This window comes from Hyphomonadaceae bacterium BL14 (assembly GCA_027627705.1).
GTDB lineage: Bacteria > Pseudomonadota > Alphaproteobacteria > Caulobacterales > Maricaulaceae > Oceanicaulis.
This window is the reverse complement of sequence record CP091242.1, coordinates 1485372-1497317: the sequence shown is the minus strand read 5'-3', so window position 1 is coordinate 1497317 and position 11946 is coordinate 1485372. Positions and strand designations below refer to the sequence as shown.

Below are 11946 nucleotides of genomic sequence, written 5' to 3'. Positions count from 1 at the left end.
TAACGGCCAGATGCTCTGGAGCCGCCATGCCTGTTCTGCCCACACAGCTTGATCCCGACGCCCCGGTTTTCGAGGCCAATGCCGCAGCGATGGGCGCACTGGTCGCGCAGCTGAAAGACAAGATGGCGCAGGCCGCGCTGGGCGGGTCTGAGGCCGCGCGTGAGAAGCACCTCAAACGCGGCAAGCTGCTCTCGCGCGACAGGGTGCAGCGCCTGCTGGATCCCGGCTCGGCGTTTCTGGAGCTGTCGCCGCTGGCGGCCAATGGCCTGTATGAGGGCGATGTGCACGGGGCGGGCATGATCACCGGCATTGGCCGGGTGTCGGGCCGCGAGGTGATGATCGTGTGCAATGACGCCACGGTGAAGGGCGGCACCTATTATCCCATGACGGTGAAGAAGCATTTGCGCGCTCAGGAGATCGCGCGCGAGAACCGTTTGCCGTGCGTGTATCTGGTGGATTCCGGTGGAGCCAACCTGCCCCACCAGGCCGAAGTTTTCCCCGATCGCGACCATTTCGGGCGCATTTTCTATAATCAGGCCAATCTGTCGGCTGAAGGTATTCCACAGATCGCCGTGGTGATGGGATCGTGCACCGCCGGGGGTGCCTATGTGCCGGCGATGAGCGACGAGTCCATCATTGTGCGCAATCAGGGCACCATCTTCCTGGGCGGCCCGCCGCTGGTGAAGGCGGCTACCGGCGAGGTGATCTCGGCCGAAGACCTGGGCGGCGCGGATGTGCATGCGCGCCAGTCCGGCGTGGTGGACCATTACGCCGCCGATGATGACCACGCCCTGCAGATCGCCCGGCGCATCGTTGCGGGGCTCAACACCACCAAGCGCCCCGCGCTGGACATCACCGAGCCGCGCCCGCCTCTGCTCGATCCGGCGACGCTGGAGGGCGTGATCCCGGCGGATGTGCGTACGCCCTATGATGTGCGCGAGGTGATCGCGCGCCTGGTGGACGGCTCGGAGTTTGACGAGTTCAAGAAGCTTTATGGCGAGACGCTGGTCACGGGTTTTGCCCGCCTGCACGGCATGCCGGTGGGGATTATCGCCAATAATGGCGTGCTGTTCAGCGAAAGCGCGCTGAAAGGCGCCCATTTCATCGAGCTGTGCTGCCAGCGCGGCATTCCCTTGCTGTTCCTGCAGAATATCACCGGCTTCATGGTCGGCTCCAAATACGAGGCCGGCGGCATCGCCAAGGACGGTGCCAAGCTGGTCACCGCCGTGTCCTGCGCACGCGTGCCCAAGATCACCCTGGTGATTGGCGGCTCCTACGGGGCGGGCAATTACGGCATGTGCGGACGCGCCTTCGGCCCGCGTTTCCTGTTCATGTGGCCCAATGCGCGCATCTCGGTCATGGGCGGCACCCAGGCTGCCAGCGTGCTCGCCACCGTCAAGCGCGACGGGATGGAAGCGCGCGGCCAGAGCTGGTCGGCCGAAGACGAGGAAGCCTTCAAGGCCCCGATCCGCGAGACATACGAAGCCGAAGGCTCGCCCTATTACTCCACCGCCCGCCTCTGGGATGACGGCGTCATCGCCCCCGCCGACAGCCGCCGTGTGCTGGCGCTGGCGCTGTCAGCGGCGCTCAATGCGCCGATTGAGCCGACGCGGTTTGGCGTGTTCAGGATGTAGCTCCGGCCCAATCCTTGCCCTGATCTCCCCAAACAGCCCCGGCTTGTGCCGGGGCGGGACGGCCGGGAGGGTGAGCGATGGGGTGGATCGAGCGCTGGACGCAGGAAGATCGCGGGCGGTTTCGCGCAGGCATCGTGCGCGCGCGCCATCGCCTGGCCGATAGCGGACTGTTCTGCGACCCCGCGCTGGAAGAGCTGATCGAGACCCATCCGCGCGAGCTTCTGGACATTGCGATGATGGACGAGGACGGCTGGTCGCGGTCCTGGACCGACCTGTCGCCGGGCGAGCGCAAGGGCGGCGAGCTGCTGGCCGGTGTGCGCGAGGGCCGGGTGTGGATGAATTTGCGCCAGGTCTTCAACAGACAGCCGGAATACCGGGCCCTGCTGGGCGCGGTCTTCGCCGAACTGCGCGAGCTGCACCCGCGCTTCCGGCCCGACGTGATCAAGGGCGGGCTGCTCATCTCCGCGCCCGGTGCGCGCGTGCCGTTTCATATCGACCGCACCGACACCATGCTGTGGCATGTACGCGGGCGCAAACGCGTCTTCGTCTATCCGCGCAGCGCGCCGGTGCTCAACGAAGCCGATGTGGAAGCGGTGCTGATGCACCCGTTCAATGACGACCTGCCCTACAAGGCGTCTTTCGATGCGCGCGCGCAGGTGTTCGATCTGGAGCCCGGCGATGTGCTGTGCTGGCCGGTGCATACGCCCCACCGCGTGGTCAATCTGGAGGGGCTCAACGTCTCCATGGCCACTGAGTACACCTGCAACGACGTGCGCCTGCGCAATCACGCCATGATGTTCAATGGCCTTATCCGGCGCCGGATGGGCCTGAGCCCGTCCATTGAGGACAGCCGCGGCTTCGGCCTGGCCGCCCGCGCCGGTCTGGGCCTGGCCGTACGCAAGCTGAAGCTGCTGCCCAAGGGCGCGATGCCGGCCGTGGCGGCAGAGGCCGGCACCGATCCGGCTGTACCCGCCGCGGGCGAAGCCGGAGGCTGCGCCTGAGACGCGGCGGCACCGGCGGCTGATCGCCGCCGATGGCCGGGCGTCAGGCTGCGCGCACGGCAGACAGGAACTCGCGCACCCATGACGCCAGCCCATCAGCTTCCTGACGCAGCCGGTCGGACGTCTTGCTCACCGAGTCTGCCTGGCCGAGGGTTTCATCGGCGGACTGGCTGACCGATTCGATGCTGCCAGCCACGCGGTGGGTCTGGCCGGCCGCGTTTTGCGCCGAGTGGGCGATCTCGTTGGCCGCGTCATTCTGCTGGGTCACCGCCGCAGAGATGGCCGACGACACCGAAGACAGCTCGTCGATCACTGCGCGCATGTCATTGACCGCGCCGCCAGATCCCAGATGGCGATCCCGATCAGGCCCAGACCAGCGGCCAGACCCGCCACCGTCAGGCGGTCACCGCCATTGAGGAGTTGTGCCAGGCTGGCCGCACTCACGGCGAGGCCGCCTGCCAGAAACGTCAGAGGCACGGCGATCGGATGGCGATAGGTGTTCAAAGCGGTCTGCCTTCTGCCCTTGAAGTCACGCTACCCGGCTTCAACGGCGCGGTTGCGAGAGGCCGCGAAACAGGTACGCCGCCGCGCTTATGGTGCCAAATAAAATCATGAACAGGGAAATAGCAACCGCAAGCACCGCAAACTCGTTCTGCGTATGACGTGCCAACATTGTATTGTTCAAAGCGATAATAAAAAAACAAATTGCAAATATAATGTAGTAGTTTCTTGCTATTCTACCATCTGTCAAATGCGTGCTGAACTTTATGATATCGACCTTTCTATTCTGGGGAATCAATAAAATCGCCACATAGAGGGTCGTTGCGAGCATGATTGTGTTAATGGCAAAGGTCGCGCCGACGGCATTTTGCGGGCTCACGATATCCTGCAATGCCCACAGCAGGGCCGAGGCAGCAAACATGGCATACAGAACGATCGCGACGTTCGAGGTCAGGGACAGAATTCTACGTTTGACATTTTCATTGATCTCGAACGCCCAGACGGTTTTCGCCGAAGGCGAAAGGAAGCCATGGAACGGGGAGAAATAGGTGACGTCGTTCATGGCAGTCTCTGGGCAGGCAATCTCCAGCTCCTGAATCTGATCAACGCCATACCAGAGCGGCACGTCCAGAGCGACAACAAATCGCGCAACAGGGGTTCAAATGCCTTGCCATCTTGAGGCCGGGCGGGGCGTGGGCCGTACTTTGACCGCATCTGCCCACCCACAGCGTGGCATTCCTGCCGCGCCTGCGCCTTTAATCGCCATCATCCGGCTTAACAGCGGAGCGCGCACGCGCTAACGTTTCGTCAAGACTTGTGGCAAAGCCGCCGGATCGCCGAGGGGGCGGTGTGGCGAGGCGGGGGGAGACGCGCGCGCAATGACATCTGAAGTCATGATCATGAACCGCCAGGCAGTGGTGCTGGCGGCCGACAGCGCGGTCACCTATGGCGGCGGCCCCGATCCGGTGGTGACGCTGGAGGCGGAGAAAATTCTGCGCCTGGGGCCGAGCATGGCCGTCATGGTCTATTCGCGCGGCGATGTGCTGGGCCGGTCCTGGTCACAGATCGCCCACGCCTTTACCCGGCGCCATGGCGAGACGGACTTCGCCTCGGTGGATGATTGCGCGCGTGCCTTCTTCCGGTTTCTGGACAATAACCGCAGCCTGTTCCCGGAAGCCGAGGAGATGGAGGAGTTTGCGCATCTGATGCGCGCCGCCTTCATCACCGTGCTCAGCCACGCCAAGGCGATGCGCCGCTATCCCGGCGGCGGGTATGACAGCGACGCGGCGGCGTTCGAGGCGGCGCTGGATCTGTACCGCCAGCACCTCGATCATGACGAGGCGGGCGAACCGCGCGATGCCGTCGAGGCGCTGGCCGGGCTGGACAGCGCCCGCTTCCACGAGCGCTACGCCGCCATGCTTGACGCCCTGATCCAGGAGGCGCTGGGCGAGTTCGGCATGCAGGCCGATGTGCGCGACAAGCTGTTCGACTTCGCCTACAAGATTGCCACGCGCCCGGCCTTCCTGGAGCCTTATGCCGGGCTGGTCTTTGCCGGGTTTGGCGAAGGCGATGTGTTCCCGGTCTACACCCATTACTACGCGTCGATCCTGATTGACGGGGTGATGAAGCGCGCCGCCGACGAGACCATGCGCGTGGGGGTAGATGACGGGCCCAACGCCTTCCTGCGCACCTTCGCCCAGGCGGACATGACCCACACCTTCCTGCGCGGCATTCATCCGCTCATGTTTGATGTGATGATGTCGCTCAACTGGATCACCAATGAGTCCGCCGCCGAGGCGGCCCTCAAGCAGGCCGGTGTCGATGACGCTGCTGGCAATGAGGCCATGGATGCGCTGCGCGGCGGGGCCCTGCCGAATCTGACCATGGAATTTGCCCACGCCGTGCAGGACATTTCCCAGCAGGAATTCATCAATCCCTTCATCCAGGTGGTGTCGGCCTCGGGCAAGCGTCAGCTGGCCCAGACCGCCAAATCGCTGGTGGAGCTCAATATCCTGAAAAGCCAGCTGCACATGTCCCAGACCGGGGTGGGCGGCGACGTGGACGTGGTCATGGTCTCGCGCACGGGCGGGCTGGAATGGTATGCTCGCAAATCATGATCCGTACAGCAGCGCCAATGAGGAGGCTGATATGAGTGACGCGCCCAAACCGCTCGATCTCGACAATGCCCGCGCCGCCCTGGCCCGCGCGCGCCATGATATCACCCCGGCCGCCGTGCGCGCCCCGCGCCCGGCCGATCTGTCGCGCCTGCAGGAGATGGAGGCGCGCACCGCCACCATCGACGCGCGCGCGAGCGCGTTTCGCGACACAGTGCGCCAGTCTCTGGGGCTCGGCAGCTATCACGGCCCCGCCACAGCGCCTTCGCGCCTGGCCGCCCACGCCATGAGCACGCCGCTTTGTGATTCCGATGTGTGCGCGCCGGTACGCCCGCCTGTGCCCGCGCCTGTCCCGGCGGAAATCAAAGGCGCAGACAGCGAAACGCTCGCGCCGGCCCGCTTTGCCGAACCAGCCCCGGCCCCGGCCGAGGTGCAGGCCGACGTCTCCATGGAAGCGGAAGGCCCCGGTACCGCTGAGGGTCCCGACGCCATCGCACCGGCCGGCGAACCCGGCCCGGCCGATCTTGCCGGCCAATCCGGGCGTGCGGCCAAGCGCAAAAAATTTCTGGGGATTTTCTAGGAACCGGCTTGTCCCGCCCCATCAACGGGCGGAGAAAAAGGCACTGCGTCACACACGCAGCGCCCTCAGATACGTTCGCCCACCAGCTTGATGACGCGGGCTTCAAGTTCTTCGGCCAGCGCCTTGCCAATGGGATCGGCGTCATTGCGGACGTTTTGCAATATGGCGGCGCGGATGGCACCGACATGGGCGTCCACCAGCGCCACCGGTGCGGCGGCGCGCTGCTCGGCCGTCTCGATCAGCTTGGACAGGGAGGCGGCGATGCGGGTGATGATGGGAAAGTCGTACGTGCTGCCCAGACCCCGCAAATCGTGAGCGCAGGTGAACAGCGCCTCGCCGGTCTCGCCCTCCATGCCCTGGGTGCGCGCGGTGCGCATCAGCGCTTCCAGCTTGACGACTTCCTCTTCCAGCCAGGCGGTGAAGTTCTTGCGCAGATCACCGACAGCGGCTTCAGCGCGGGCCATCATGGCTTCATTGGCCGCCGGCAACGGGCCGCCCACCTTCGCCTTGAGCATGTTGGGAGGGGTGATCATCTCGATCTGGCGTTCGCGCTGGGTCATGGGTAAGGCTTCTCCGCTCTTGAGTGGTTCAGGACCGGACCGCCGCGTCACCGCGGCGTACCGGTCCTTGAGATCCGCTGGCCATCCGGCGCCGGTCAGGTCCGAAGAACTCCCGGGTACGCACGAAGGGGCGGGGCCGATTTACGATCATCTGCAGGCGGCTGTACAGGGCCTCGGCGGCGAAAGGCTTGACCAGAAATTCAGTCACGCCCGCGTCACCGGCTTCTTTCATCCTGGACGGCTCGGCATAGGCGGTCAGCATGATGATGGGCAGAAGCGGGCAGGGGCTCTGTTCAGGATCACGCAGGGTACGCACCAGGGACAGCCCGTCCACCGGCTTCATTTTCCAGTCGCAAATCAGCACGTCAATGCGCTCGGCGCGCAGGATGTTCAGGGCCGATTCAACATCGGCGGCTTCATACACATGAATCACCCCGAAGGCGCCCAGGGCCGAGCGCACGATGCCGCGCATGGCTGCGTTGTCATCGACCACGGCGATGCGCAGTGTGCCCAGCCCCTGAGCGGGTGATGCGGTTGCCGTCATGTCGCGGACCCCTTGTACGCCACGCAAGCTTTCACCAGAACCTTAGCCGGATATGTTTAATGTGCCGCTAAAGCGGGCGCGAGACGGATCAGTCGGCGGCGAATTGTTCCATCAGGATGCGTTCACCCAGCGCCTTGCCCTCATCAAACAGCAAGGTGAGCGAGATGGAGCGCGCCTCGTTGACGGTGACGGTTGCGGCATCGCGGAATTCCTGATTGTCGGCGACGACAGAGACGGGGCGCTTTTCCGGCTCCAGCACATCAAAGCGCACCCGGCTGCCATGGCGCAGAAGCGCGCCGCGCCAGCGCCGCGGGCGGAAGGCGCTGATCGGGGTGAGGGCCAGGAGCTGGGCGTCCAGCGGCAGGATGGGGCCGTGAGCCGACAGATTATACGCGGTTGATCCGGCGGGCGTGGCCACCAGCACCCCGTCAGCGGCCAGCTCCTCCAGCCGCATGCGCCCATCCACGCTGATCCGGATCTTGGCGGTCTGGCGCGTTTCGCGCAGCAACGACACCTCGTTGATCGCCAGCGCCTCGAATGTGCGTCCGTCCACATGGCGCCCCACTGCGCGCAGGGGATGGATCAGCGCGCGCTCGGCCACAGCCAGCCGTTCTGGCAGGCCGTCCTCGCGCGGCTCGTTCATCAGGAAGCCCACCGATCCGAAATTCATGCCGTAGACCGGGACGGACCGCCCCATCACGGCGTGCAGCGCGTCCAGCATCACGCCGTCTCCGCCCAGCGCGATCAGGCAGTCAGCCTCGTCCAGCGCCACTTCGCCATAGCGCTTGGCGAGCCGCTCGCACGCGGCGCGGGCGTCGGCGCGGTCGGCGGCATGATAGGCGAGACGCATGGAAGCATTCCGTCATGGCAGGAGGCAGGGCAGGCTAGTGGATTGAACCGCCCGCGCCCATCCGGTGCAAGGCCCGGCGCGCATCATCTCGGGTGAAGGCGCCATAGATGTCGGCGCGCGCGCGGGCCAGGGCATCGGGTGCCATGGCGTGGGCGCGTCCGGATTCGGCCATGGCATTTATCAGATCAGCCGCCTCGCCCGGTGTCATGGCCATGGCCCGGGCGCCCAGCAAGCAGGCGCGCAGGGGCGAGCGGCGCATGGCCTGGCGCCAATCGGCCGCCTCCATGCCGGTCAGGCGTGCAATGGCGTGGTCGGCGATCTCTGCGCGCCCGTTGCGCGCCGCGCGCAGGACGTCGGCGGCGGTGAGCGCGCGCTCCGCCAACAGCTTGCGCGTGACTTCGTCGGCGTCCCGGTCCGCATCACCGTCTACGACGGGGTCCGCCCCCTGCGGCTCAGGCGCGGCGATGTCAGCCAGATCGGGGTAGCGCTCGGCGAGCAATGTGCGCACGCGCCGGGCCGCAATGGCGTGCAATGCCCGTACAAAGCCGTCACTCAGATCGCTGCGCCCGGCCAGGGCGTCCTGCAGGACTTCATGGCTGCGCGCCACCGCCACGAAGTCCCCAGCCGAGGTCTCGGCCAGGATGGCGCCTTCATGGGCGGCCAGCGCCATCAGACAGTCGCGTTCGCGGTGGCGGGCCATGGCGGCGGTCACCGGCGCGCTCAAATGAATGCGCCCGGTCAGCGCCATGCGGTGGTCATGGCCCAGATCGGCCAGCGCGACAAGATCGCGCTCGTCCAGGGCCAGTGAGCGCTCTACAATGGGCCGGGCGATGTCGAGCGGCTCGAACGCCAGAAGGCGCACCGCGTCGCGCGGAGCCCAGTCGCAGCGCGCCAGACGCACGGCGGCGTGGGCGCGTGCGCTGGCTTCGGCGATGCGCAACAGATCGGTGAGCACCGGATCGATCTCGGCGATGATGGGATCGGGCAAGGGGCGGATGGCGCACAGATCGCTGAGCTGGATCGCCTTGCGCCCGGCCGCCTGGTGGCGGCCGTCTGGGTCTGGCGGATGGCTGGCGTGCGGCATGACTGGCGTCCGTACTGTCCCTCTGGCGGAACACGTTGACTGCGCTATGGTTAGGAATGCGTTAGTCTAGCCGGGAGCGCGCGCATGGCCAGGGACATGGAAGAGACCGTCAGCGCGCGCCTGCGGGCGCGATTTGAGGCGGTGCGTGCGCGCACGCTGGCGCTCGCCGCGCCGTTCTCGGCGGAGGATCTGGGCGCGCAGGCGATGGACGACGCCTCGCCCGGCAAATGGCATCTGGGTCACACGACCTGGTTCTGGGAAACATTTCTCCTCAAGGCGTTCGACAGCGGCCACAAGCCGCTCGACCCCCGGTTCAACTATCTGTTCAACTCCTATTATGAAGCCATCGGAGCGCGGCAGGTGCGGTCCGAGCGCGGGCTGATCACCCGCCCGGCTCTGGAGGCTGTGATCGCCTACCGTCAGCATGTGGACGCGGCGGTGGGGCGCTGGTTCGACAGCGCAGACCGGGAAGCACTGGGCGCGGCGCAGGCGGTGATCGAGACCGGGCTCGCCCATGAAGAGCAGCACCAGGAATTGTTCCTGACCGACATCAAATATCTTCTCTCCCGCGCCGCCTATCGAGAAGCGGGGTTCGTAGCGCCCGCGCGGCCCCTCAGCGGCGAGGCTGCGCCGCCGCTAACCTGGATTGCATTCGAGGGCGGTGTCCAACGCTTCGGCCATAAGGGGGCCGGCTTTGCCTTCGACAATGAAAGCCCGGCCCATGACGCGGTGCTGACCCCCTTTGCGCTGGCCTCGCGCCCGGTGACCAATGGCGAGTTTCTCGCCTTCATCGAGGATGGCGGCTATCGCGAGCCCCGCCACTGGCTGTCGGACGGCTGGGCGCTGATCCAGGCGGAAGGGCGCGCCGCGCCGATGTACTGGAGCCGGGATACGGCGGGCTGGCGCGAATTCACCCTGCATGGCGACCAGGCGCTCGATCTGAGCGCCCCGGTCAGCCATGTCGATTACTTCGAGGCGTCCGCCTATGCCGCCTGGACCGGCGCGCGTCTGCCCGAAGAGCGCGAATGGGAGCATGCCGCGCGACAGTCTGATCCCGAGCAGGGCCGCTGGGCGGACCCGGATGGCTGGTTGCATACCGCGCCGGTGAGCGCGCCGCAGGGGCTGGCGGGGATGTTTGGCGAGGTGTGGGAGTGGACGCGCTCGGCCTATGCGCCCTATCCCGGCTACCGTGCCGACGAAGGTGCCATTGGCGAGTACAACGCCAAATTCATGTGCGGCCAGTATGTGCTCAAGGGCGGCTCGGCCCTGACGGCACCCAGCCATATGCGCGCCAGCTACCGCAATTTCTTCCCGCCTTCGGCCCGGTGGCAGATGACGGGGCTGCGGCTCGCCCGCGACATCTGACCGGTTTGACGCCTGAGCCGGTGCGCGCGATCATACAGGAAAAGGCGCGCGGCCCGACCCGCGCGCCGCGTCAGGGAGGCGATTATGGACGATCAGGCCCGCGTCAGCGTCAAGGAACAGGTTTCGGCCGAGGAATGGAAGGCGCGTTGCGATCTCGCCGCGCTGTACCGGCTCATCTTCATGCATGGCTGGGATGATCTGTTCTTCACCCACATCTCCATGCGCGTGCCGGGGCCGGAGGAGCATTTCCTGCTCAATCCGTTCGGGCTTCTGTTCGAGGACGTGACCGCGTCCAACCTGGTCAAGGTGGATATCGAAGGCAATGTCCTGCCGCCCAGCCAGTACGGCATCAACCCGGCAGGCTTCACCATTCACTCCGCCATTCACCACGCGCGCCCGGACGTGAAGGTGATCATGCATCTGCACACCGATCAGGGCGTGGCGGTGTCGGCGCAGAAGCGCGGGCTTCTGCCGATCTCCCAGAGCGCCATGACCGTGATGAAGGATGTGGTCTATCACGGCTATGAAGGCATCGCGCTGGACGCTGACGAGAAGACGCGCCTGGTGGCCGATCTGGGTCAGCACAATCTGATGATCCTGAACAATCACGGCACGCTGACGACCGGCGACCATCCGTTCTCGTGCTACGTGCGCATGTATATGCTCGAGCGCGCCTGCAAGATGCAGGTGATGGCCCAGGGTGCCGAGCTGGTGGAGTGGGACGCGGCCATGCAGGACCGGGTCTACACCCAGGGCGAGCAGGCCTTCACCAACGAGTTTTTCAAGGAAATCGCCTGGGCCGCGCTGCGCGCGCGGGTCGATCGCCAGTGCGCGGGCTATGATGTCTGATCGCCCATAGGGAGATTTTGGACTCGACTCTGCGCCTGTGACGTGTGTGTAATGCGCCTTCCCGAACAGGGGAGGCGGGCATGGCGTGGCGGACGGGCTGGATAGCCGGATGCGTTGTGGCCTTGATTTTGTGGGTCGTGTGGAGCGTGCCGGCACATGCCGGGGCGTGGACCAAGCCGCGTGCCGCTGCGCTGGTGATCACCACGCAGAGCGTGCATTATTTCGATCGAGCGCCAGGCGGGATACACCAGTCCAAGCAAGAGACCTCGATCTACGCCGAGTACGGGTGGACAGATCATGTCACGCTGGTGGGCCGCGCGGGGCTGCAATCGATTGACCGCAGCAAGATTGACCCCTGGCGCGGTGTAGGCGGCGTCGAGGCTGGCGCGCGGCTTCGCCTGTATCGCGGCGGCCCCTGGGCTGGAGCCGCCCAGGCGACCATCAGCGCGCAAACGGCCGGGGAAAATCGCAATCATGCTGCTCTGGGTGAGGGCGGCGGCGATTTGGACCTGCGTCTGATGGCCGGGCGCGTATTCGGGCGCAGCACCTTCGTTGATGTGCAGGGCGGCTGGCGGCGCCGCGCCGGCGATCACGCCGACGAGCTGCGTCTGGACATGACGGCGGGGACCCATGTCTGGCGCGGCGTGCGCGTGATGGGGCAAAGTTTTTCAGTATGGTCAACAGGAGGGCCCGAAGGCTTCGACGGTTATGCCAGCCATCGCCTGCAAGGCTCCGTCGTCTGGCCGCTGACCCGCCGGGCACACCTGCAGGCGGGTGTGATGCACACCGCAGCCAGGCGCAATACCGGTGTCGAGCGCAGTGCGTTTGTGGCGGTCTGGCGGACCTTCTAGGGCGCGCTAACTA

14 protein-coding genes are annotated in these 11946 nt (G+C 65.8%); 7 read left to right on the top strand and 7 right to left on the bottom strand.

Annotation, left to right across the window (positions count from 1 at the left end):
- Positions 1-26: 26 nt before the first annotated feature.
- Entirely contained in the window at positions 27-1634 is a 1608-nt protein-coding gene (locus tag L2D00_07210; GenBank protein ID WBQ14457.1) for a methylcrotonoyl-CoA carboxylase, read from the top strand.
- A 77-nt stretch (positions 1635-1711) separates the two neighbouring features.
- Positions 1712-2635: a cupin-like domain-containing protein gene (locus tag L2D00_07205; protein WBQ14456.1), complete on the top strand. Its 924-nt coding sequence runs from the start codon at positions 1712-1714 to the stop codon at positions 2633-2635.
- A gap of 43 nt (positions 2636-2678) precedes the next feature.
- Here L2D00_07205 and L2D00_07200 read toward each other — a convergent pair whose 3' ends face one another.
- The 3 genes from L2D00_07200 to L2D00_07190 are packed head-to-tail and all read right to left on the bottom strand — an operon-like array spanning position 2679 to position 3698.
- Positions 2679-2957, bottom strand: coding sequence for a hypothetical protein (locus L2D00_07200; protein WBQ14455.1), 279 nt, complete (start codon positions 2955-2957; stop codon positions 2679-2681).
- Entirely contained in the window at positions 2945-3139 is a 195-nt protein-coding gene (locus tag L2D00_07195; protein ID WBQ14454.1) for a hypothetical protein, read from the bottom strand. The genes L2D00_07200 and L2D00_07195 overlap by 13 nt, the downstream gene beginning before the upstream one ends.
- A gap of 40 nt (positions 3140-3179) precedes the next feature.
- A complete protein-coding gene (locus L2D00_07190; protein ID WBQ14453.1) occupies positions 3180-3698 on the bottom strand; it encodes a hypothetical protein in 519 nt (172 codons plus the stop codon).
- A 316-nt stretch (positions 3699-4014) separates the two neighbouring features.
- Here L2D00_07190 and L2D00_07185 point away from each other — a divergent pair, with 316 nt between their 5' ends.
- On the top strand, positions 4015-5253 hold the full coding sequence (locus tag L2D00_07185; GenBank protein ID WBQ14452.1) for a hypothetical protein: 1239 nt from the start codon (positions 4015-4017) through the stop codon (positions 5251-5253).
- A gap of 31 nt (positions 5254-5284) precedes the next feature.
- A complete protein-coding gene (locus L2D00_07180) occupies positions 5285-5830 on the top strand; it encodes a hypothetical protein (GenBank protein ID WBQ14451.1) in 546 nt (181 codons plus the stop codon).
- A 65-nt stretch (positions 5831-5895) separates the two neighbouring features.
- Here L2D00_07180 and L2D00_07175 read toward each other — a convergent pair whose 3' ends face one another.
- The 4 genes from L2D00_07175 to L2D00_07160 form a co-directional block, all read right to left on the bottom strand.
- A complete protein-coding gene (locus tag L2D00_07175) occupies positions 5896-6390 on the bottom strand; it encodes an Hpt domain-containing protein (GenBank protein WBQ14450.1) in 495 nt (164 codons plus the stop codon).
- Between the two features lie 28 nt (positions 6391-6418).
- On the bottom strand, positions 6419-6934 hold the full coding sequence (locus L2D00_07170) for a response regulator (protein WBQ14449.1): 516 nt from the start codon (positions 6932-6934) through the stop codon (positions 6419-6421).
- An 88-nt stretch (positions 6935-7022) separates the two neighbouring features.
- Positions 7023-7784: an NAD kinase gene (locus L2D00_07165; protein WBQ14448.1), complete on the bottom strand. Its 762-nt coding sequence runs from the start codon at positions 7782-7784 to the stop codon at positions 7023-7025.
- A 34-nt stretch (positions 7785-7818) separates the two neighbouring features.
- Positions 7819-8868, bottom strand: coding sequence for a DUF2336 domain-containing protein (locus tag L2D00_07160; GenBank protein ID WBQ14447.1), 1050 nt, complete (start codon positions 8866-8868; stop codon positions 7819-7821).
- Between the two features lie 84 nt (positions 8869-8952).
- Between L2D00_07160 and egtB the strand changes: the two genes are divergently transcribed.
- The 3 genes from egtB to L2D00_07145 all read left to right on the top strand — a co-directional run bounded on the left by egtB (position 8953) and on the right by L2D00_07145 (position 11933).
- Positions 8953-10233 (top strand): ergothioneine biosynthesis protein EgtB, encoded by a 1281-nt coding sequence (egtB, locus tag L2D00_07155; GenBank protein ID WBQ14446.1) that lies wholly within the window; start codon positions 8953-8955, stop codon positions 10231-10233.
- Between the two features lie 84 nt (positions 10234-10317).
- The gene (locus L2D00_07150; GenBank protein ID WBQ14445.1) at positions 10318-11082 is read left to right on the top strand and encodes a class II aldolase/adducin family protein; all 765 of its coding nucleotides are present in this window, start codon (positions 10318-10320) and stop codon (positions 11080-11082) included.
- Between the two features lie 80 nt (positions 11083-11162).
- Entirely contained in the window at positions 11163-11933 is a 771-nt protein-coding gene (locus L2D00_07145; protein ID WBQ14444.1) for a hypothetical protein, read from the top strand.
- Positions 11934-11946 lie beyond the last annotated feature (13 nt).

Bases quoted from the DNA above. Each gene is read 5' to 3' on its own strand.
- L2D00_07210 (WBQ14457.1), top strand. From the start codon at position 27: ATGCCTGTTCTGCCCACACAGCTTGATCCCGACGCCCCGGTTTTCGAG.
- L2D00_07205 (WBQ14456.1), top strand. From the start codon at position 1,712: ATGGGGTGGATCGAGCGCTGGACGCAGGAAGATCGCGGGCGGTTTCGC.
- L2D00_07200 (WBQ14455.1), bottom strand. From the start codon at position 2,957: ATGCGCGCAGTGATCGACGAGCTGTCTTCGGTGTCGTCGGCCATCTCT.
- L2D00_07190 (WBQ14453.1), bottom strand. From the start codon at position 3,698: ATGAACGACGTCACCTATTTCTCCCCGTTCCATGGCTTCCTTTCGCCT.
- L2D00_07185 (WBQ14452.1), top strand. From the start codon at position 4,015: ATGACATCTGAAGTCATGATCATGAACCGCCAGGCAGTGGTGCTGGCG.
- L2D00_07180 (WBQ14451.1), top strand. From the start codon at position 5,285: ATGAGTGACGCGCCCAAACCGCTCGATCTCGACAATGCCCGCGCCGCC.
- L2D00_07175 (WBQ14450.1), bottom strand. From the start codon at position 6,390: ATGACCCAGCGCGAACGCCAGATCGAGATGATCACCCCTCCCAACATG.
- L2D00_07170 (WBQ14449.1), bottom strand. From the start codon at position 6,934: ATGACGGCAACCGCATCACCCGCTCAGGGGCTGGGCACACTGCGCATC.
- L2D00_07165 (WBQ14448.1), bottom strand. From the start codon at position 7,784: ATGCGTCTCGCCTATCATGCCGCCGACCGCGCCGACGCCCGCGCCGCG.
- L2D00_07160 (WBQ14447.1), bottom strand. From the start codon at position 8,868: ATGCCGCACGCCAGCCATCCGCCAGACCCAGACGGCCGCCACCAGGCG.
- egtB (WBQ14446.1), top strand. From the start codon at position 8,953: ATGGCCAGGGACATGGAAGAGACCGTCAGCGCGCGCCTGCGGGCGCGA.
- L2D00_07150 (WBQ14445.1), top strand. From the start codon at position 10,318: ATGGACGATCAGGCCCGCGTCAGCGTCAAGGAACAGGTTTCGGCCGAG.
- L2D00_07145 (WBQ14444.1), top strand. From the start codon at position 11,163: ATGGCGTGGCGGACGGGCTGGATAGCCGGATGCGTTGTGGCCTTGATT.